This is a genomic window from Cytobacillus sp. FSL K6-0129 (genome assembly GCF_038007625.1).
Taxonomy (GTDB): domain Bacteria; phylum Bacillota; class Bacilli; order Bacillales; family Cytobacillaceae; genus Cytobacillus; species Cytobacillus kochii.
Genome location: NZ_JBBOXM010000001.1, coordinates 2570976 through 2592035 on the forward strand (window position 1 = coordinate 2570976; position 21060 = coordinate 2592035).

The 21060-nt window shown below is 37.7% G+C and carries 20 protein-coding genes; 7 read left to right on the forward strand and 13 right to left on the reverse strand.

Annotated features, from left to right (window positions below; genetic code table 11):
* Positions 1-264: 264 nt before the first annotated feature.
* The 4 genes from MHI57_RS12875 (at position 265) to MHI57_RS12890 (ending at position 4785) form a co-directional block, all read left to right on the forward strand.
* Positions 265-1620 carry a sigma-54 interaction domain-containing protein gene (locus MHI57_RS12875; protein WP_328198238.1) on the forward strand — a complete coding sequence of 452 codons (1356 nt, stop codon included), beginning with the start codon at positions 265-267 and terminating at the stop codon, positions 1618-1620.
* Between the two features lie 220 nt (positions 1621-1840).
* Positions 1841-3133 carry a CitMHS family transporter gene (locus MHI57_RS12880; protein ID WP_095371693.1) on the forward strand — a complete coding sequence of 431 codons (1293 nt, stop codon included), beginning with the start codon at positions 1841-1843 and terminating at the stop codon, positions 3131-3133.
* A gap of 16 nt (positions 3134-3149) precedes the next feature.
* Entirely contained in the window at positions 3150-4466 is a 1317-nt protein-coding gene (locus tag MHI57_RS12885; protein WP_445293203.1) for an acyclic terpene utilization AtuA family protein, read from the forward strand.
* Positions 4467-4470: 4 nt separating this feature from the next.
* Entirely contained in the window at positions 4471-4785 is a 315-nt protein-coding gene (locus tag MHI57_RS12890) for an AtuA-related protein (protein WP_095371691.1), read from the forward strand.
* Between the two features lie 48 nt (positions 4786-4833).
* On the opposite strand, the gene MHI57_RS12895 is transcribed toward MHI57_RS12890, so the two are convergent.
* The 4 genes from MHI57_RS12895 to MHI57_RS12910 form a co-directional block, all read right to left on the reverse strand.
* Positions 4834-5022 (reverse strand): DUF6440 family protein, encoded by a 189-nt coding sequence (locus MHI57_RS12895; RefSeq protein WP_095371690.1) that lies wholly within the window; start codon positions 5020-5022, stop codon positions 4834-4836.
* Positions 5023-5132: 110 nt separating this feature from the next.
* Complete coding sequence (locus MHI57_RS12900; protein WP_233435191.1) at positions 5133-5621, reverse strand: small multi-drug export protein; 489 nt, start codon at positions 5619-5621, stop codon at positions 5133-5135.
* Positions 5622-5727: 106 nt separating this feature from the next.
* Entirely contained in the window at positions 5728-6453 is a 726-nt protein-coding gene (locus MHI57_RS12905) for a hypothetical protein (protein WP_340976681.1), read from the reverse strand.
* Between the two features lie 14 nt (positions 6454-6467).
* Positions 6468-7484, reverse strand: coding sequence for a LytTR family transcriptional regulator DNA-binding domain-containing protein (locus tag MHI57_RS12910; RefSeq protein WP_340976683.1), 1017 nt, complete (start codon positions 7482-7484; stop codon positions 6468-6470).
* Between the two features lie 560 nt (positions 7485-8044).
* Here MHI57_RS12910 and MHI57_RS12915 point away from each other — a divergent pair.
* The gene (locus MHI57_RS12915) at positions 8045-8491 is read left to right on the forward strand and encodes a hypothetical protein (RefSeq protein WP_095371685.1); all 447 of its coding nucleotides are present in this window, start codon (positions 8045-8047) and stop codon (positions 8489-8491) included.
* A 106-nt stretch (positions 8492-8597) separates the two neighbouring features.
* Here MHI57_RS12915 and menC read toward each other — a convergent pair whose 3' ends face one another.
* The 6 genes from menC to MHI57_RS12945 form a co-directional block, all read right to left on the reverse strand.
* Positions 8598-9722, reverse strand: a complete 1125-nt coding sequence (gene menC, locus MHI57_RS12920) for an o-succinylbenzoate synthase (RefSeq protein ID WP_095371684.1) — start codon at positions 9720-9722, stop codon at positions 8598-8600.
* Positions 9723-9744: 22 nt separating this feature from the next.
* The gene (locus MHI57_RS12925) at positions 9745-10746 is read right to left on the reverse strand and encodes an ABC transporter ATP-binding protein (RefSeq protein WP_095371683.1); all 1002 of its coding nucleotides are present in this window, start codon (positions 10744-10746) and stop codon (positions 9745-9747) included.
* Positions 10724-11737: an ABC transporter ATP-binding protein gene (locus MHI57_RS12930; RefSeq protein WP_095371682.1), complete on the reverse strand. Its 1014-nt coding sequence runs from the start codon at positions 11735-11737 to the stop codon at positions 10724-10726. The genes MHI57_RS12925 and MHI57_RS12930 overlap by 23 nt, the downstream gene beginning before the upstream one ends.
* A 61-nt stretch (positions 11738-11798) precedes the next feature.
* Positions 11799-12707 (reverse strand): ABC transporter permease, encoded by a 909-nt coding sequence (locus MHI57_RS12935; protein ID WP_095371681.1) that lies wholly within the window; start codon positions 12705-12707, stop codon positions 11799-11801.
* A gap of 14 nt (positions 12708-12721) precedes the next feature.
* Positions 12722-13672, reverse strand: a complete 951-nt coding sequence (locus tag MHI57_RS12940) for an ABC transporter permease (RefSeq protein ID WP_095373590.1) — start codon at positions 13670-13672, stop codon at positions 12722-12724.
* Between the two features lie 51 nt (positions 13673-13723).
* Positions 13724-15283: an ABC transporter substrate-binding protein gene (locus MHI57_RS12945; RefSeq protein ID WP_095371680.1), complete on the reverse strand. Its 1560-nt coding sequence runs from the start codon at positions 15281-15283 to the stop codon at positions 13724-13726.
* A gap of 124 nt (positions 15284-15407) precedes the next feature.
* On the opposite strand from MHI57_RS12945, the gene MHI57_RS12950 reads away from it, so the two are divergent.
* On the forward strand, positions 15408-16238 hold the full coding sequence (locus tag MHI57_RS12950) for a MurR/RpiR family transcriptional regulator (protein WP_340976691.1): 831 nt from the start codon (positions 15408-15410) through the stop codon (positions 16236-16238).
* Positions 16239-16251: 13 nt separating this feature from the next.
* Positions 16252-17379, forward strand: coding sequence for a M20 peptidase aminoacylase family protein (locus tag MHI57_RS12955; RefSeq protein ID WP_095373588.1), 1128 nt, complete (start codon positions 16252-16254; stop codon positions 17377-17379).
* Positions 17380-17503: 124 nt separating this feature from the next.
* Here MHI57_RS12955 and MHI57_RS12960 read toward each other — a convergent pair whose 3' ends face one another.
* Genes MHI57_RS12960 through MHI57_RS12970 form a run of 3 tightly spaced genes read right to left on the reverse strand, consistent with a single transcriptional unit; the run spans position 17504 to position 21058 of the window.
* Entirely contained in the window at positions 17504-18667 is a 1164-nt protein-coding gene (locus MHI57_RS12960) for an acyl-CoA dehydrogenase family protein (protein WP_340976693.1), read from the reverse strand.
* Positions 18668-19660 carry an aldo/keto reductase gene (locus tag MHI57_RS12965; protein WP_340976694.1) on the reverse strand — a complete coding sequence of 331 codons (993 nt, stop codon included), beginning with the start codon at positions 19658-19660 and terminating at the stop codon, positions 18668-18670.
* A gap of 12 nt (positions 19661-19672) precedes the next feature.
* Positions 19673-21058 carry an LLM class flavin-dependent oxidoreductase gene (locus MHI57_RS12970; protein WP_340976696.1) on the reverse strand — a complete coding sequence of 462 codons (1386 nt, stop codon included), beginning with the start codon at positions 21056-21058 and terminating at the stop codon, positions 19673-19675.
* Between the last annotated feature and the right edge of the window lie 2 nt (positions 21059-21060).

The following is a 21060-nucleotide window of genomic DNA, read 5'->3' on the forward strand; positions in this document are numbered from 1 at the left end:
AATCTAATTTTTAAAATTTACTTCCGTATGTTGAAATCTTACCATAAGTATCACAAACCTTTGTATTTTCTCATCTGACATCCCCATCACTATTCAAATAGTACCCTCATTTACAGGTTGCTATTTTAAGTCTGCAAATATCACTTCATCTCATTCTCAGGGAATTTACTATGGTGTTTTAAACAACTAGATTCGTAGGTAGTACAAACTCTTCAATTGCCATATAATTTAAATATTCCGTATTTTTTTAAGGAGTTGAGAATTATGCAATTACAAAATAATAAAATTGGCTGGCTTGAAGGGATTATTGAGGCCATTCATGATGGGATTCTGGTAATCGATCACGTTGGTGTGGTGCAATTAATAAATGAGGAGTATACACATATTACAGGTGTCAGTGCAGAACAGATAGTAGGAAAGCTATTACAAGAGGTACGACCAGGAGCACTTCTGCCCACTGTTTTAAAAGACGGATTGGCACGAGAAGGTGTATTCCGAAAAGAAATGACAATGGAATATGTTGTTGATATGGCTCCCATTTGGGATCAAGGGAAAATCATTGGTGCCGTTTCTGTTTGTAAAAGTATTCCTGAAGTTTATCGGTTAAATAAAGAGCTGAAAAAAAGTCGTAAACGAGTCACTATGCTTGAGAGAGCCGTTGGTAGAATTCATCAGGCAAAATACACCTTTGTAAATATTATCGGTAGTGATGTGCAATTAAAGCAGACGATAGAACAAGCCAAAAGAACCGCACAAACAGATATGAATATTTTATTATCCGGTGAATCTGGTACTGGCAAAGAGCTTTTCGCACAGGCCATCCATAATGAAAGTAAAAGACGTGTAGCACCCTTTGTTCCAGTTAATTGCGCTGCTATCCCAAGCTCCTTATTAGAAAGCGAGCTTTTTGGCTATGAGGAGGGAGCTTTTACTGACTCTAACCGCGACGGAAAGATTGGGTTATTTGAGCTTGCCAATCACGGCACGCTATTTCTCGATGAAATCGGTGATATGTCATTTGAGCTTCAGGCCAAGCTTTTGCGGGTCTTACAAGAGGGCTCTTTTAGAAAAATTGGTGGTCTCGAGGAACAAACGGTTGATGTTCGAGTAATTGCAGCAACGAATAAAGAATTACAAAGCATGGTAGAAAAAGAACGATTCCGCGAAGATCTTTTTTATCGAATTAATACGGTTCATTTAACCATACCTCCTCTTAGGGAAAGAAAAAATGATATTACAGAAATCATCGCCTTTTTATTAAAAAATGAAGCAGACATTACTTTTGATCCAGAAACCATATTTATCCTCCAACACTACCATTGGCCAGGGAATATCAGAGAACTGAAGAACGCGATTCAATACGCCATTAGTATGTGTGATCATCAAGTCATTCGCCAGGAACATCTACCTGATACAATAAAGAAAGCGTTTAATGCAACTCAACAACAATCAATAACGCTCCAGCCACTAGAAAAGATACTGAATGACACAGAGAGAACAGCCATACAAAGTGTACTTAATCAAACAGGAACGACAGTGAAAGGAAAAAAGAAAGCGGCAAAAATCTTAGGTATATCACTTGCTTCCTTATATAACAAATTAACTAAATATCATATTTAAGCCTGCTTTCTAAGGAATTAGAAATCATCATCCCATTTCTAATTTTCTAGAAACAACGCCATCACCTGTATAGAAGGACTTCTTAGACCTTCATGTTTCTAATTCTTTAGAAATGACAATTTATCATTTTAAAAAATCTCTTTCCTATCAAGGCTTATTTTTTGGCATAAATCATGCATAACGAAATGTAAGCGCTTAATACAGTTAAGGAGGTTTTTATTTGTTATCCATCATGGGGTTCTTAACCATCGCAATTTTTCTTTATTTAATTTTATCGAAAAAAGTGTCTGTGATTGTCGCTTTAATATTAGTCCCCGTTTTCTTTGGGCTTTTCACAACTGACTTGAACAGTCTCGGCGCGATGATTCTTGAAGGGGTCACTTCAGTTGCACCAACAGGGATTATGCTTGCTTTTGCCATTCTTTTCTTTGGTCTCATGAGTAAAGCGGGCCTTTTCGATCCCATTATTTCTAGAATATTAAAGCTTGTAAAAGGGGATCCGTTAAAAATTGTCATCGGTACAGCCATTATTGGAATGGTCACACATTTAGATGGCTCGGGTGCTTCTACATTCCTTATCACGATTCCTGCTTTACTTCCTTTATACGAACGTTTAGGAATGAGCCGACTTGTGCTCGCAGGTGTGGTGGCCCTTAGTGCTGGGACAATGAATATCGTTCCATGGGGTGGTCCAACTGCACGCGCATCAAGCGCACTTGGTATAGATACGGCAACATTATTCAATCCCCTGATTCCCGCTATGATCGCTGGGCTTATTTGGGTGCTATTTGTTAGTTATTACTTTGGTAAGAAGGAAAGGAATCGCATCGGTATTCAGAACTTTCAATATGATTTTAATCAGGAATTAAGCGAAGAGGAAAAAAAGGCAAGAAGACCTAAACTTCTTTGGCTCAACTTACTTCTTACTATTTTAACCATTGTTGCATTAGTAAAGGTATGGCTCCCTCTCCCAGTTGTTTTCATGGTCGCCTTCGCCCTTGCATTAGTTATGAATTATCCGAACCCAAAAGAACAGCAAGAACGAATTACCGAACAGGCTACAGGGATGGTTACAGTAGTTTCAATTATTTTTGCAGCAGGTATCTTCACTGGTGTTCTTTCAGGCACAGGTATGATTGAAGCAATGGCCAATACACTTGTATCTATTATTCCTGAGAGCACGGGTTCCTTTATGGGCCTAATAGTTGCGGTTACAAGCATGCCTCTCAGTCTCGTCTTTACACCAGATGCTTATTATTTCGGAGTTTTGCCAGTTCTGAGTGAAACAGCCGCCAACTACGGGGTAGCCGCTGAAAATATTGGTCGTGCAGCTATATTAGGGCAGATGACAACTGGATTCCCTCTCAGTCCATTAACTGCCGCTACCTTTTTACTTTTAGGATTAGCCAGAGTAGAGTTAGCTGATCATCAACGATTTATTTTCATCTGGGCTTTTGGCACAACCATTGTAATGACAATTGTTGCTCTTATTACCGGTGCAATTGCCATCTAATTATATATAAAAAGGAGTGTTCAACTTGCTTCGAATTGGATCAGGAGCAGGATTTGCGGGTGACCGTATTGATCCTGCCATCTCTTTAATAGAAAATGCACAACTTGACTACCTAGTATTAGAAGGATTAGCAGAGCGAACCATTGCGCTATCTCAAAAACAGAAACAGAAGGATGCCAACAAAGGGTATAACGAATATCTCGAAGACAGAGTTCGCCCACTACTCCCTTCTCTTTTAAAAAATAGAGTCAAACTTATCACAAATATGGGGGCGGCTAATCCAATTGCCGCAGCAAAAACTATTTTACAAATGGCTCGAGATTTAAACCTTACATGTAAAGTTGCAGCGGTTTCAGGCGACGATGTCTTAAACGATTTAAACTTTCATCAATTCGAAACAGAAAATGGAGAAAATTTAATGACATTTGAACCCATTGTTTCGGCTAATGCCTACCTTGGCATTGAAGCGATCTTACCTGCTTTAGAAGCAGATGTAGATGTGATTATTACAGGTAGAGTGGCTGACCCTTCGCTTTTTTTAGCGCCACTCGTCCATCACTTTCAATGGAATCAAAATGACTTTGACTTGATGGGGAAAGGGACTTTAATTGGACATTTACTTGAATGTGCAGGGCAAGTGACAGGTGGATATTTTGCTGACCCTGGCCTGAAAGAAGTAAATAACCTAGCAGATCTTGGATTCCCCTTCGCCATCGTAGCTGAAGATGGCAAGGCGATAATTACAAAACTCCCTAATAGTGGTGGTGTCGTCAATACTCAAACAGTAAAAGAGCAATTACTTTATGAGGTGCATGACCCAAGTCAGTACTATACCCCTGATTGTATTGCGAATTTTAGTACAACACAAATGGAAGAAATAAAACCAAACGAAGTGCTTGTTTGGGGAGCTACAGGTAAAAGAAAACCAGATACACTGAAAGTATCTATCGGTTACCATGCAGGTTACCTTGGAGAAGGTATGATTTCTTATGCCGGATCAACTGCCGTCAATCGCGCCAAACTGGCAGAATGGGTGATAAACGAGAGATTACGTGCCAATGTACCTCAATTACGAACAGACCTAATCGGCTTAACGGCTCTTCATCATACAACTTATACTCACACAACACCTTACGAAGTCACTGTGAGAGCTGCCGCTTTATGTAAAGAAGAGCAGACAGCCAAAATGATTGGACATGAAGTTGAAGCACTCTATACAAACGGACCTGCTGGAGGGGGCGGGGCACGGAAAAAAACAGAAGAAGTGATAGGAATCGTTTCTACCTTTATTGATCGCTCAGCAATTACAATTCATACTGAAATAATGGAGTGATAAGATGGCAACAGTTAAATTATTGCACATTGCACATAGTCGAACAGGGGATAAAGGGGATACACTGAACTTCTCCCTCATCCCCTATAACGAAAAAGATTACGCTTCTATCGCCGAACAGGTGACAAGTGAGAAAGTGAAAGACCATTTACAAGCAATCATCAAGGGCGAAGTAATCAGATATGACCTCCCCAACTTACATGCTTTTAATTTCGTTTGCACAAATGCTCTTCTCGGTGGTGTGACGACTTCCATCGCATGGGATGCTCACGGAAAAAGCATCAGTAGTGCCCTATTAGAAATGGAAATAAATATTTAAATGAAAGAGTTAGAAACGACTGTTTCTAACTCTTTTTCGCATAAGAGATTACTCTGGTTTCTTTACAACAACCTTCCCATTTTCATCTAACAACGGTGTAAGTCCACTTCCGCCTGTACTTGCCCATGTATGAACATAATGGACCCCGGTTTCACGATCAACGAGGATAGAAAGCAGCCCTGATGAGTAACTTTCTTTCAATATTTCTACAAAACGGGTCTCTCTTTTTTTAAACACATCAACACTCCTTACAAAAATTCATTATCATCGTATTTAGTAAGATGATTGACCATAATACAAAGCATACTGATAAAAGTATTTGTAATAGTAAGTGGAAGTATTTCATTTTAGGAGAACAAATTTATACCAGACATGATTAAAATTCCAATAACAAGTGCCTGTGCTATGATAGCAATGGTTGCCCATAAACTGACATAGCTTTTCTTTGCTCCTCCTGCTAAGCCGATTGCTGCCGAAATATGAAATCCCCATAGAAGACCTGCTAAAGAAACGCCAGGTACACCATATTTTTCAAAATATTTCTTTGCTTTCATCATGCGTTTACTTGGTTCTTTCTCCTTTTTCTTTCCTTTCATCAACTTTGACCTCAGCGCATTGATCACCCAGATAAAAGCCATGACTGAAACCCAGTTCCCTAGTATCGCTACTAAAATAACAGGGATTCCAGGAAACCCTAAAAGAAACCCAAATGGAATGGCACCGTATGATTCAAAAAATGGGATGAGCGATAAAACAAAAATACTTAGTAACTGTAGAAATAAATTATCTTCTAGTGCCGGCATTAAATTCAAATAGAATTCTTGTATGTCTTGCATCATTTCTCCCCTCTCATGTTTGCCTACCTTTAGTATGAAGGATAATCCCTTCTATATCAGCAACTTCTGCATGAAAGGAGGGAAATTCATTCCGAGTGGAGACGATTTATGCCTCAATGGAGACCATTTTTTTCCTTTTCTTTATGAGGAATAGCAAAGCAATGCCACCCCAAATGAATGGCACAATCATAAACTTCAATCCAGAGGTAAAGTCATCATTTTCAATCAGAGTAAGACCACGTTCGATATGATAATTGGGAAAAAGAATCGTTAACTTATTCAGAAGCGAAGAATAAACCAATCCTTCTATTAAGAAATAAACAATCATAATTGGCCATCCATATAAACTTACATCAATTGTATTTTTTGCATATTCAGCGATAGCAGTCCCAATTAAAAGCCACATACAGAAAAATGGGATGGTAAATATACTGGCCATCAGTATTTGCGCTAAACTATAACCATAAATAATCATACCAATAGTGAACAAAAGATAAGAAATACTATAGGTAACGATGGATTTAGCTAAGAAAATATTTATTCGCCTTATCTTCATCAAACGATATAATATGCCTGTCCCCTGCTCTTTTTCTTCAACCATTAAGTTCCCTTGTGTATACATTGTCACCAAAATACTAATAAAACTAAGTAGTGAGGTCATGCCTTTGAAAAAGGTAATCTGTTCATTTGAAAAGGTGATGGTCAAATTATTTAATACATAAATGAAAAAAATCATCGCGAAGGCAGTGAAAAAGAGTAATAATACTTGCCCATTAAAGCGCAAATCTTTTAGTTCCCTTATCATTAAGACCTTAATTTGCTGTACATTCATGCGAATCACCCCTTTTACCAGTTCAACAGTTCTTTTAACTCCCCATATCGTGATTTGGATAAAGGAACCGTCTTTTCATTTTCCAATGTGAGGCTATAACTATTCTTACTCCATACCACAACTTCCCTAACACGCTGCAAATTAACTAAGTAAGAGCGATGACAGCGAAAAAAACCGTAAATATGTAATCTCGTTTCAATGTCCTTCATTGAAACAGTTGATATAAACTCTTCATTATTCACATGGAGAATCGTTTGTCTATCTCTCGTTTCCACAAAATCAATCTCTAATGGATCAAATAGAATAAATTTATCGTCTGATTTAGCTGATATTTTCTCGAATCTTTGTTGGTATATCGTTTCGTCTTCTGTGTCACTAGCCTCTTTTTCCTCTACTTCTTCTTCGGCTTCCTCGTTATATTCAAGCCGCTGTAGTCCTCTATCTGTCAAACGGAATACTTTTGTCCCTATACGAATGCTCTCTTCTAAAGAAGAGGTAAGAATAATAATAAAACTATCCTTTTTCAACAATTCATTAAGAATACGATTCAATACCTGCTTCGATTGGAGATCAAGGTGATAAGTAGGTTCTTGAAAAATATAAATAGTCGTAGGTTGAATCAAACTGCGCGCAAATTGCAACCTTTTTTTCTCTGAGAATGTTAGTCCTTTGTTTTTCTTATTACGGACTTCATTTAATTCAGCAAGCGCTAAAATCCTCTCTATATCTACTCTTACACCATACAAGTCACACCAAAAACGAATCGTTTGCTCGGGGGTTAACCGTTTATATTCGCCCATATTCGTCCGGTAAAAGAATAAACCCTCCGCCCCACGGAGAACACTGTCTGAGAGACGGATTTCATTTGTCATATAACTTCTATCTTCCTCCATTAAGGATAAAAATGCATGCATATACTCCATGTCTGCTTGAATCGCAACCACATCTTTTTTTTCAATGGTCAAATGTATAGAAGGCAGGACAACTGTATTGCCAACGACCTTTCCAAAACCTTCAAAGATTAATGACATTTACACTCTTCTCCTTCTGAACCTATTTATTATGACGGATTTCTATAAGTGGTACCTTCATAATGAACGAAAAAGAGGAAAAAGCAAACGAAAAGGGAACAAATCTTGGTTAAACTCATCCTTTTATTATTTACGCCTCAACACGTGGCCATTCATTTTATCCCGGTGTATAAAACTGAATTACCTACTTATCACACTTAAATGGAAGGGGAATACAATTTTGTTCTAACTTCCTACTTTCAACAAAGTTCTACATATCCAATCATTTTCCGGGAAATAAGATAAGGTTTCGACTAAATATTTACATATTAAACTACTTTATAAATAGCAAACATTCTTGTACAGGAAATACTTAATCCTCAAACAAGAAAATGAAAAAATAACATATCACCTGAATAAATTCTTATTATCTTCGTCTGTTTTTTGTATTGTCTGACCGCTAAATTTTTTGCGATGATCTCTTATCAACATAACAATGGTGTGATGCTTTAAGACTCTTCACCATACTAGCTATCTAGGCATACACTATGCTGATGAAAAATGGAATGGAGAGATTAGGTATGTATCCATATAATTATTATCATGTGTATAGAACACAACCCACTCTTTGGTCACCAGGTGAAGCCACTCAGAATCTTAATCAATTTCAAAATCAATATATTCGAGTGCACATCACCGGGCTTGGATGGGTTGTTGCTCAATTATTAGGTTTTGATGTTGCTACAGGAGTGGTGACGCTCAATGTTTATCGCCCTGGTAGTCATGTGCCAGAATTTATGAGGATTAATCGCGCAGAACTAACTGGATTAACACCACTCGGATTTACCCCACCACCTGAAGTAACTGGTGGTGCAGGCGGCGGTGGCGGAACACCTGGTGGACCAACCGGACAACCGGGAGGCGGTGCACCTGGCGGCGGTGGCGGGATGCCTAATCCAGGTGGCGGAACACCTGGTGGAAAACCACCTTGGTGTGCATATATGCCGTGGCACCCTTATTGTCAATAGAAAGCAATGATTATATTGTCGTGTAATATGATACAAATGGATTTGCAAAAAATAAACGCGAACACCTCCTCTCATAGGGATTTGTTCGCGTTTTTGTAACGTAAGACTATTTCACGTAATAACCACATCCAACATTTATGACTTCCTCTGTGTACTTATCGAGTAATTCTTTTTGAGGAGCATATCCAATACCAGGTGTTTCTGGAATCTGAATCACACCTTCAACTGCAGTTACCTCTGGATAAACAATATCTTCGTCCCAATAACGGGAGGAACTAGCAGTGTCGCCTGGCAAAGTAAAGTTTGATAAGCTAGTAATGGCAATATTATGTGCGCGGCCAATACCAGATTCTAGCATACCACCACACCATAGAGGAATCCCCTTTTCGCTGCAATAATCATGTATCTTCTTAGATTCAGTAAGCCCTCCTACTCTTCCAATCTTAAGGTTGATAATTCGGCAGCTACCTAATTCAATTGCCTTTTTGGCATCCTCTAAGGAATGAATACTTTCATCAAGGCAAATAGGGGTTTTGATTTGAGACTGTAGCTTTGCATGATCGATGATATCATCATGTGCTAAAGGTTGCTCAATCATCATTAAATTTAGCTGGTCTAGTTCTTTAAAGATTTCAATATCATCCAGAGTATATGCGGAATTGGCATCTGCCATCATTTGAATAGTAGGAAATTGCTTCCTTACCGCTTTTAGAGCATCTACATCTATGCCTGGTTTAATCTTAATTTTTATCCGTTTATAACCTTCATTTACATATTTACCAACAACTCGAACTAGTTCATCTACAGAAGGCTGTATGCCTATACTAATTCCTACATCAATCGATTTTTTACTACCACCAAGAGCTTCAGACAATGTTATTTTATTTTCTTTAGCATATAAATCCCATATTGCACCTTCTAGTGCTGCTTTAGCCATGTTATTTCTTCTGAAAGGTTTGAATAACTTACTCACCTCATCTGGATGATTAATTTCTGATTGACTATATATTCTTGGTATAAGGAAATCCTCCATTATATGCCAAGCTGTTTTAACTGTTTCTTCATTATAGAAGGGGGCAGAGTTAACAACACATTCACCATACCCGACATGATTTTCCCCCTGCACTTCAACAATAATAAACTCTCTTTCCGTTTGTGTACCAAAGCTTGTTTGAAAAGGATCTTTTAATTTCAACTTCATTCTTCTTAAACTTATATTTTTAATATTCATATCTTCTTTTCCTCCTTATCAATTAGTTGTAGAGGTGACAGGCAATTTTATGTTTATTGTCTTTCTCTATTAAATCTGGTTTAACCATTTTACAATCATCCATTACATAAGGACATCTTGTATGAAAGACACATCCAGTAGGTGGATTAATTGGAGATGGTATATCTCCTTTAATAATGATTCTCTCTCTTTTCTTTGTTGTATCTGGGATAGGTATCGCTGACAACAATGCTTTCGTATATGGATGGAGTGGATTATTAAAAAGTTCGTCCGTTGAAGTTATTTCTACTAAATTACCTAAATACATCACTCCAACTTCATCAGCAATATGACGCACTACACTTAAATCATGTGAAATGAATAAATAAGCCAAATTAAATTCATCTTGCACGTCTTCTAACAGATTAATCACTTGTGATTGGATGGAAACATCTAAAGCCGAAACAGGTTCATCAAGAACGACAATGGTCGGATTTACTGCTAATGCCCTTGCAATACCGATTCGCTGCCTTTGTCCCCCTGAAAACTCATGAGGGAAACGATAATATTGATCTTCACGTATACCGGTTTTTTTTAGTAAATCCATTGCTCGCTCTATACGATCAGCTTTAGATCCCATTTTATGAATTTCCATTGGTTCCTCTATAATGGAACCAATTCTTTTTTTAGGATCTAACGAAGAATGAGGATCTTGAAAAACCATTTGAATATCCTTACGAACATCTAGTAATTCTTTTCCTTTTAATTTAAATATATCCTTTCCCCTGTAGATGGCCTCACCTTTTGTTGGTTCAATTAGACGTAGTAAGGTTCTACCTGTAGTTGACTTTCCACAACCAGACTCTCCTACAATGCCAAGCGTTTTTCTTTCATACAATGTAAAGTTTATTTCTTCCACAGCCTGTACATAACCTTTTGTTCTACCAAACGGACTCTGAATGGGAAAATACTTTTGCATGCCTTTTACTTCTAAAACTGGAGAAGAGGTATTTGAACGATCTTTAACGAGTACTGATTGGGACATAGTTCTCCTCCTCTACTAAAATATCTCGATAATTCCAACATCTGATTTTATGATTTTCATTATAATCTTCTATCAATGGTGCCTCACCTAAACATCTTTCCGTTGCAAATTCGCATCTTGGTGCGAACCTACAGCCTTTAGGTACTTCACTTAAAGATGGCACTACACCTTGTATCGTGTGCAATCTTTCATTTCTATCTCCATCAATTTTAGGGATAGACTTTAATAACCCTTTAGTGTAGGGGTGAAGGGGTTTAGTAAATAATTCATTTACTTCTGCTTCCTCGATGATTTGCCCTAAATACATAACCACTACACGCGTACAAACCTCTGCGACAACACCTAAATCGTGAGTAATCATAATCACACCCATATTTAACTCTTCTTTTAAATCATTAATTACATCTAGTATTTGGGCTTGAATGGTAACATCTAAGGCTGTCGTCGGTTCGTCGGCAATTAATAAATTGGGCTTACAAGATAAAGCCATCGCAATCATTACTCTCTGTCTCATCCCCCCAGATATTTCATGAGGATATTCATATATCCTCTTTTCTGGGGAAGGAATACCAGTGAGTCTTAACATTTCTATCGCCTTCTCATTAGCCTCATTCTTATTTAAATTTTGGTGGATCATGATAGCTTCCACTATTTGATTTCCAATTGTATATACTGGATTTAATGATGTCATCGCATCCTGAAAGATCATTGAGATTTTATTCCCTCTGATATCTAACATATCGTTCATAGTTAACTTTAAGAGATCCTTTTTATTGAAGAGGATTTCCCCTTCATATTTCGTATGCTTTTCATTAAGTAATCGCATAATAGATTCAGCTGTCACGCTTTTACCACAACCAGATTCTCCTACCAAACCTAAAACCTCTCCATGTTTCACTTTAAAGGTGACCCCGTCTACTGCCGTAACTGGACCCCTCTCTGAAGAAAAGACCGTTTTTAGATTCTCTACTTCTAATAGATAATCATCCACTTCTATTCCCCCTTGTTTATTGATTAATATCCTTTCATTCACTTGTTACAATAAAGGGAATCTACTTCAATGATTTATTAGAATGTGGGTCTAATAAATCTCGTAACCCATCTCCAAATAGGTTCAACCCTAACACAGCAAGAATGATAAATACTCCTGGAAAAATCGTCATCCATGAAGCATTAAATATAACAATTTTCCCGTCAAGTAAAATGTTCCCCCAGCTTGGATCTGGTGCAGGAATACCGGCTCCTAAAAAGCTCAAAGATGCCTCTAAAATAATCGCAATAGCAAAAACATAAGTAACTTGTACAACCAAAGGTGACAAAATATTCGGTAAAATATGCTTCCAAATAATTCTATAGGCACTAGCCCCTTGTGACCTCAGCGCCTCTATATATGTTTGTTCTTTAATAACTAAAGAGGATGATCGTACAACCCTAGCAACAACTGGAATCTTGGCTAAAGAAACAGCTATAACTACATTCATCGGTTGTGGCCCAAGGACTGCCATAATAGCTACTGCTAACAGAATATCTGGAAATGCCATCAATGCATCACATATTCGCATCAAAATATGATCTAAGATAGAATAATAAGATGAATATAAACCGATTATTAAGCCAATAACTGCTGTTACAACTGCCACAGATAATCCAACCGTTAAAGATACTTGTGCACCATTAGCTACTCTACTAAATAAATCCCTACCAAAGTTATCTGTTCCAAACCAATGTTCAGCACTAGGAGGCTGTAATCTATTTGCATTCTCCATCTCTAGTGGGGAATGTGGAGTGATAATGGGGCCAATTAATGTAAAAAGCAATAACACAATTAAAACACCACTACCAATCACAATTGACTTATTCGAAAAGAACCTCCTGATTAAAAGCCTTCTTCTTTCTGATTGGGTACTACTTTTTAAATCAGCAATATTGCTAATATCAACTGAACTTGTTTTTAATTCCATTACCTATCCCCCCATCACTTCCGATTTAACCTCACTCTTGGATCAACTACTCCATACAATAAATCAATAAACAAGTTCAAAAACAAATAAGTCAAAGCTATAATCAATATCGTGCCTTGTATCACAGCGTAATCTCTTCTTGTTATTGCATTAACAACCAATTGTCCTATTCCAGGTAAATTAAAAACGGTCTCCGTGACAACTGCACCTGTAATTAACGACCCAAACGTTTCTCCCAAAATCGTTAAAATAGGAATAAAAGCATTTCTAAAAGCATGTTTATATATAACCATTCTCTCTTTTACACCTTTAGCTCTCGCTGTTTTAATATAATTGGTTGAAAGTATGTCGACCATAGAAGATCTAGTCATTCTTGTAATGACTGCGGCTTGAATAGCTCCTAAAGAGATTGCAGGTAAAATCAAATACTTCAAATGATTCCACAACCCGTTTGCTAGAGATTCATATCCAGCTACAGGTAGAATTTGCATCTTCACACCAAATACCAACATAAGCATTAACCCTAATAAGAAACTAGGTATAGACATGCCTATCATTGCAATCAGCATAAATGTACTATCTATACCCGTGCCCCTTTTTCTTGCAGCTAGTACGCCTATAGGAATGGCTATCATTATCGATACACCCTGAGCCAGAAGAGCTAGAGAAAGCGTCGGGCCAATATGGCTGAAAAAAGCAGATACTACAGACGTATTCATATATAAAGATGTACCTAAGTCACCTTGTAATACATTTCCAAACCAATGTACAAATTGTTGATAGATTGGTAGATTAAGACCTAATTCCTGCCTTAATGCCTCTATTTCTCCAGGTGAGGCATCAGGTCCTAGCATGACCGAAGCCGGGTCTCCCGGAATAAAGTGAATAAGAAAAAATACGAAAATGGCAACTAAAAATAGTACAGGTATCATAGATAATAACCTTTTCAATATATATGCTTTCAATTCAACCACCTCCAATAAAGTACTTCCTAGTTATAGGAAGTACTTTATCAATTAATTACCTTTGCTTACGTTCCAAAAATTCGGTCCTAAGAAATTAGTATAACCACTGATTTTTTCTGAATAACCAGATACACGAGAGTTTTTACCGAGATTGACAACAGGAAGGTACTCCCATAATTCTTCATGTAATTGATCATTTAATCCTTGAATATCCTCTTCATTTGCTACTCTGATTTCTTCTAACAATTGATCAATCTCAGGACTATTTGTCCAACCAGCCCACTCAGTTTCAGAGTTTAAGAAAACATATTGATTAGGCGTAGTCGTAGTCGAAAAACCTGTAAAGAAAATATCATATGCGGATGGATTATCTCTCCGCTCTAATAATGTTGGCCAATCATAAACATCCAACTTGACGTTCATACCGATTTTCTCTAACTCTTGTTGTGTTGCCACGGCTGCATTATAATGATGCTCGTAGTCGCGACTAGTTAAAATGACAATTTCTTCACCGTTATATCCCGCTTCTTTCAACATCTCCTTTGCTTTCTCAGGATCTTTTTGATTATATTTGTCTTTTCCAGCTTCACTATACCAATTGGTTTGGCTTGGTAAAAATAATGCTGAATCAAGTTCATAGTAATCTTCCCCGACAAAGGCTGCGCCCATAATCTCATCCATATCTAAAGCATAGTTTACTGCTTGGCGAGCCTTAATATCAGAGAATAGCCCTTCTTTCTTATTAAAGATAAGCGCCTCAATACCATATGACCAAATGTCCACCTCTACACCATTTGTACTTTCAACTTGTGGAATTGAATCGTAATTTAGCATATGGGCAAAGTCATATTGTCCACTCATAAGACCATTTACTCTAGTTGATGAATCTGGAACAAAATTCCAATTAAGAGCATCAACTATCGCTTCTTTCTTACCACCTAAGCCACTTGCTTTCGTTGATACACTTTGATAATCAGCGAATTTTTCAAATTTAATCACTTCGTCCTGTTTCCATTCAACAAACTTAAATGGCCCTGTGCCAATATATTCTGTTGCACCTGTTGGCCCCGCACTATCAGCAATTTCCATCGGCATAATAGCTGCAATTCTACTTACATCAGCTAAGAAGTACATCGTCAATGAGGAAGGTTCCTTAAGATGTAATTCTACTGTTTGTTTGTCTACTTCCTTCCATTCATGTTCCCCTAGTTCAGGTGTTTTCGCACCCCATTTTTTCATTGAAGCAATAACATCATTTGCTTCCATTAACTCACCATTGTGAAACTTAACATTTTCACGTAATTTAAAGGTGATAACTGTACCATCTTCATTTATTTCATAGGAATCTGCTAATTGAGGTATGACTTGATAATTATTATCTAAAGTTACCAATGACTCATAAATCACTTTGGCTGCGTCACGCGTAGCCTCAGCTGTTGTTTCATGAGGGTCAATTGTTTGAGGTTGAGTCGGGTAAGCAATATTTAGAGTCCCACCAGTTTGAACTCCTTCTCCTTTTTCACCTGATGAATTAGTCTCATTAGAACATCCACTAATGATTAACGCGATCATCAATACACAAAATATTACTATCCTCATTCTAAGATTCATTACATAAATCCCCCCATTTAAAATTATTTGAATTTTCTTTATTTCAGAAAATTATAACTTGTTTCTTTTCTATAGTAAAGTGTATAATTCAAATAAATATAAAATATTGTATAGACTTCAAAAGGTGGGTGGGACTATCTCAACTTATATAGAAAAAACAGAAAATCATTATTCCTCTTTAACGAAAGGTCTAAAGAAAGTAGCAAATCACTTATTACAAGATCCTACTATTTTTGCCATTCATCCGGCTAAAAAGATTGGAGAATTAATAGGTGTCAGTGAAACAATGATTATACGATTTTGCTATTCTATTGGTTTTGAGGGTTTTAGTGCTCTTCAAAAAGAGATAAGGAAGAGCTTAATGACGATTACAAGTAGCACAAATATAAAAAGCACACATTCTAACCATTTCACTAATGAGCTCATAATAGATAGGGAACTCATTAATAAAAATGTGAATAATATTGATATAGAGGACATTCATAAAGCTATTGATATTATTTTAGAGAGTCAGAAAATTATTGTATCTGGATACTATCAATCTTATAGCTTTGCACATTGGTTATATTTCAATTTAAATTACATTTTAGGAAACACCTCATTATACAGGCCTGAATCAGATGCACGCCTCCTAGAATTACTCCCAAAAGAATCCTGTATTATTGTGTTCTCATTCTATAGATATGCATTAGATACAATTAAATTTGCAAAAGATGCGAAAGAACAAGGATTAAAAGTACTTGCCTTTACAGACTCCAAGGTTTCACCTATAGCCGAATACGCAGATACTATTATTCCTATTCAAGTAGATAATCACTCTATATTCCGTAAAGGTCCCATAACATTATCTGTTATTAACGCCTTATTACATGAATTACTTATAAAAGTGGATCATGTCGAAGAAACCACTTCGACTTTTAAATACTTTATAAAGGAGAATTCTATTGAAAATTAGAAAGGGGAACATGATGTTGCGTTCTATTCAGGAACAAGTACTAGAATCTTTCCATTACTTACATTGTCATCCGGAAATTAGTTGGGAAGAAGCAAATACAACTAACTATATCGGCCAATTATTAGAAAAAAACGGATGTAAAGTAGTGAAATTCGATGATTGTACTGGCGTTATTGGAGAATATGGAAAGTTTGATTCCGACCTACCTATAGTGGGAATCAGAGCTGATATGGATGCTTTATGGCAGGAAGTAGACGGAACTTTCCAACCTAACCATTCATGCGGGCATGACGCTCATATGTCCATTGTTTTAGGGGTTCTTTGGAAGCTACAAAAAACAGATTCAATAAAAGATAAAGTCGCTATTAAGTTCATTTTTCAACCTGCCGAAGAGAATGGCACAGGTGCTCTTAAAATGGTAGAAAAAAATGTAATTCATAATGTTGACTACTTATATGGCATTCATTTAAGGCCTGTTCAAGAAACAGCACCAGGTCGAGCAACACCGGTGATTGTTCATGGGGCCACAAAAATGTATGATGTTGAAATTCTAGGAGAAGATGCCCACGGTGCGAGACCACATCTCAATCATAATGCGATAGAAGTGGCTGCTCAAATTTTGAATATGATTAGTCAAATACATTTGGATCCGCGGATTCCTCACTCAGTGAAAATGACAAAAATACAAGCAGGTGGCAAAAATACAAATATTATCCCTGGGAACGGCTCCTTTTCATTAGATTTAAGAGCACAAAACAATGAACTGATGGATAAATTAGAGGTCAAGGTAAATGATATTTTCCAATCCATGCGGCATTTGTATGATTTAGATATCAATGTTACCCATATAGATGGAATCGTGGCAGCAGTAACAAACGAAGAGGCTACTGATATCATGAGAAAATCTATAATAGAAACATTAGGAGAAGAAAATCTAGATAAACCATTGGTCACACCAGGAGGAGATGATTTTCACTTTTACACCGTAAAAAAACCAACACTTAAAGCTAGTATGCTCGGTTTAGGTTGTAATTTAAGTCCAGGATTACACCATCCTAATATGACATTTGATAAGGAGTATTTGATGAATGGGGTAGATATTCTTTATCGGGCAATTTTGAATACTTATGAGAAAAAGTAATATATATATTGAATTTAGAGGAATCCTTCATAACATTCCTCTAAATTCAATTTTATTTATACTAACAAGTCCATTTAAAATATGACCAAAATTTCACATTACACTATCGACAGCAAACATAGTGTTAATCCGAATACAAAGCAGATCTCGCCAACCCCTGCACAATCATATCATCAGCCGGATGCATGGACAGGCCACATTGCACATCTCTGAAAAGGCGTTCTAATTTAAAGTCTTTAGACAATCCTCTTCCTCCTGCGACTCTCATGGCTAGTTCTACGATGTGGATTGCTTGGTGACAGATGGTGTATTTCGCTGCTTGAAAGTCATTGAGTAAGTCATCTCTTAGATGGGGGTAGCGATCCCACTTGTCGGCTAGTGAAAAGAGTAGTGTGCGAGATGTAGTTAAGGCTATCTCGATTTCGCCGATTTTTTGTTGAATATGCGGAACTTCGGCGATTGGCTTTTGTAAACTACCTGCTTGTTGATGTTTGGCGAAATCGATAATAAAGTCTCTGGCCGCATGGGCGACACCAAGAAAGACTGAAGCGATGAATAAAAAGGTCGAGCGGTTTTTTAATCCACCATCCTTGCCAGTAGCTTTTGCCAGCAGTGCCTTCTCTGGTACGAACACTTCATTTAACATAATCGTATCACTACCTGTAGAACGCATACCAATTGTGTTCCACGTTTCTTTCACTACTACCTTATCCGATTTACGAATGAGGAACTCCCCAAGTACACCTTCATCCTCCACCCATGCCATCACAATCAATGGATCAGCAATCGGTGCTAATGTCGCAAACGTCTTTTCCCCTGAAATAATGTATCCGCCTGCAGTTCTTCTCGCAACCGTCTCCGGTTGGCTTCCTCTAAAAATATTTCCGCCTTTCTTTTCAGTGGCAAAGATATTAAGGGTGTCTCCGTTTTGCACAACACCTTGACAGACTGTTGCGAAGATCTCTTCCTTCCAACGGTTTCCTTCACGATAATTCAGGAATAAACAAGATTGCCAACCTGCCGCAAGAGCAACCGCACCATCACCTTTAGCTAAGGCAATTGTCATTTCATATAAAGACGCCTCGTACCCTCCATATTTCTGCGGGACGGTTAAGGAAAAGAAGCCTGCTTCTCTTAAAATGTCAAAAGAAGCGTAAGGAAACGTACCTTGTTCATCATTTTCGGCTGCGTAACCCTCCAGTCGCTCTGCAATTTCGTCGTATTTTTCCGCTAAAGCAGCTTCTCGTTCATTACGAATTTGCACATCCTTTATTTTAGTTTGTAGCATTTATCGTCTCACCCCTTTGAATAAATCCTCTTCACGACTATGGTCCGTTGAAAGAGGTGGCGTGTCTGATATATTAGTAATAGCATCATATAATTCATCACTTAACTCAATCTCTCTTGCACGGATAGCATCTTGTAATTGTCCCACATTCCGTGCGCCGATGATTGGAGCTGTAATCACAGGATTCTTCAGTACCCAAGCTATGGCTAATGAAGCTGGGTGATAACCATAATCTTGTGCCAATTTTATAAATTGTTCGGTCGTCGTATAATATTGCTTCGTTCCATACCGTCTTGCATAGTTTTTTAGTTCAATCAATCTGCCTTGAGTTGGTAAGTTTTTATGATTATACTTTCCAGTTAATAATCCACCACCTAAAGGGCTGTATGAAATAACCCCTAACTGCTCCTCCTTAGCTAACGGTAAGAGTTCCACTTCCGCTTGGCGCTTCACTAAATTGTACATCGGTTGAATGAGTTCAAACCGAGCAAGCCCTTTTCTAGCAGAAATGCCAAGTGCCTTCATAATTTGCCATGCTGACCAGTTACTCACTGCCGGGTAAAGAATTTTTCCTTGCCTTTGTAAATCATCTAGCGCAAGTATCGTTTCTTCTATATCTGTATGAGGATCAAACAAATGGATGAAATAAAATTCAATTCGGTCCGTCTTTAATCTCCTCAGACTATCTTCAACTGCTTGAAAAATATGGCGCCTTGATGTCCCTCTACTATTCATATCCTTACCAACAGGAAAACCTACTTTAGAAGAAATAATTACGTCGTTGCGACAATTGCTGATGCATTCACCTAAAATTTCTTCAGACCTGCCCTGACTATATACATTTGCGGTATCAAAAAAGTTAATACCAGCCTCTCTCGTTAAATGAAACATCTCTTTAGATGTCTGTTCATCTGCATTTCCACCAAATGACATTGTGCCAAAACAAAGATTCGACACCTTTATACCCGTCTTCCCTACTAATCTATCAGTCACTATTCTCGCTCCTTACAGTTTTGTCGTGTGCGTTTGTCTATATCGACTTCCTGGATGTCCGCTAGGTAACAAACTCTGCCCTTTACCAAATATTTTTTCGCGAAAAGTCCCTTCTGCATAATCCTTTTTATACAACCCTCTATCTTGTAATTCAGGAATGACTAAATCAATAAACTCCTGTAAATTTTGTGGGGTGACAAAATGCGCTAAATTAAAGCCATCAATGCCTGTATCCTCAAAGAAAAACTGAATGGCATCTGCAACTTCCTTAGGATTACCGACAATCACATGATCACGATTGATTGTTTCAAAACGGTTTAACACTTCCCGCACCGTCAATTTTTTCGGCGCATCCTTTGTTAGTGAGGCTGCTCGTGATTGGCCATGCTCCGTATGCTTGTATTCAAAATAACTATCTAAATCGGTATACTTTGATAAATCATAGCCACTCGAACCACCATACTGTGCCTTTGCGGCCTCTGCACTCCACAGTTTTTGATACGTTTCAAACTTTGCTTCAGCCTCCTCCGTCGTTTCCGCTACAATCACATTTAAAAATGTATACAACTTCACATGTTCAGGGTTTCTGCCATACTTTTCTGCACGTGCCTTAATATCTTTAATATGCTCACGTATTTTCTCATTTGTTGGACCTCCAATGAAGACACACTCTGCATGCTTGGCGGCAAATTCTTTTCCTCTCTCAGAAGTGCCCGCTTGATAAATCACAGGCGTTCTTTGTAAAGAAGGGTCTGTCAGATGTGGCCCTTCCACTTGATAATAATGACCTTCATGATTAATAGGATGCACTTTTTCAGGATCGACTAAAATGCCGCGTTCGACATCTGCTATCATCGCTCCATCCTCCCAGCTACCTTCCCATAATTGATAAACAACATCTAAAAATTCATCTGCCCGCTCGTAGCGTTCATCATGCTTAATCATATTTGTTAAGCCATAATTTCGCGCAGCATTCGGTAAATAGGATGTGACAATATTCCAAGCGATTCTCCCTTTTGTTAAATGATCTAATGTTGAAAACCGGCGGGCATGACTAAAGGGATGTTCATATGTTGTACTCACTGTCACAGCAAATGATAAATCTGTTGTCACACTTGCCATCGCCGAAATCATCATCGCTGGATCATTTAAGGGAAATTGCAAACCGTCTCTTATAGCTGGTTCTTTACTATCTTGATACACATCATATACACCGGCCACATCAGCAAAGAAAAGGGCGTCAAACTTGCCCCTTTCTAATAGCTTTGCTAAATCTGTCCAATAAGACAAATCATTGTAATGGAGATGCCGTTTGCTTTGCGGGTGCTTCCATAACCCATGTGAATTATGCATCGCACCTGCCATTTCAAATGCATTCAATTGGATTTGCTTACTCATCG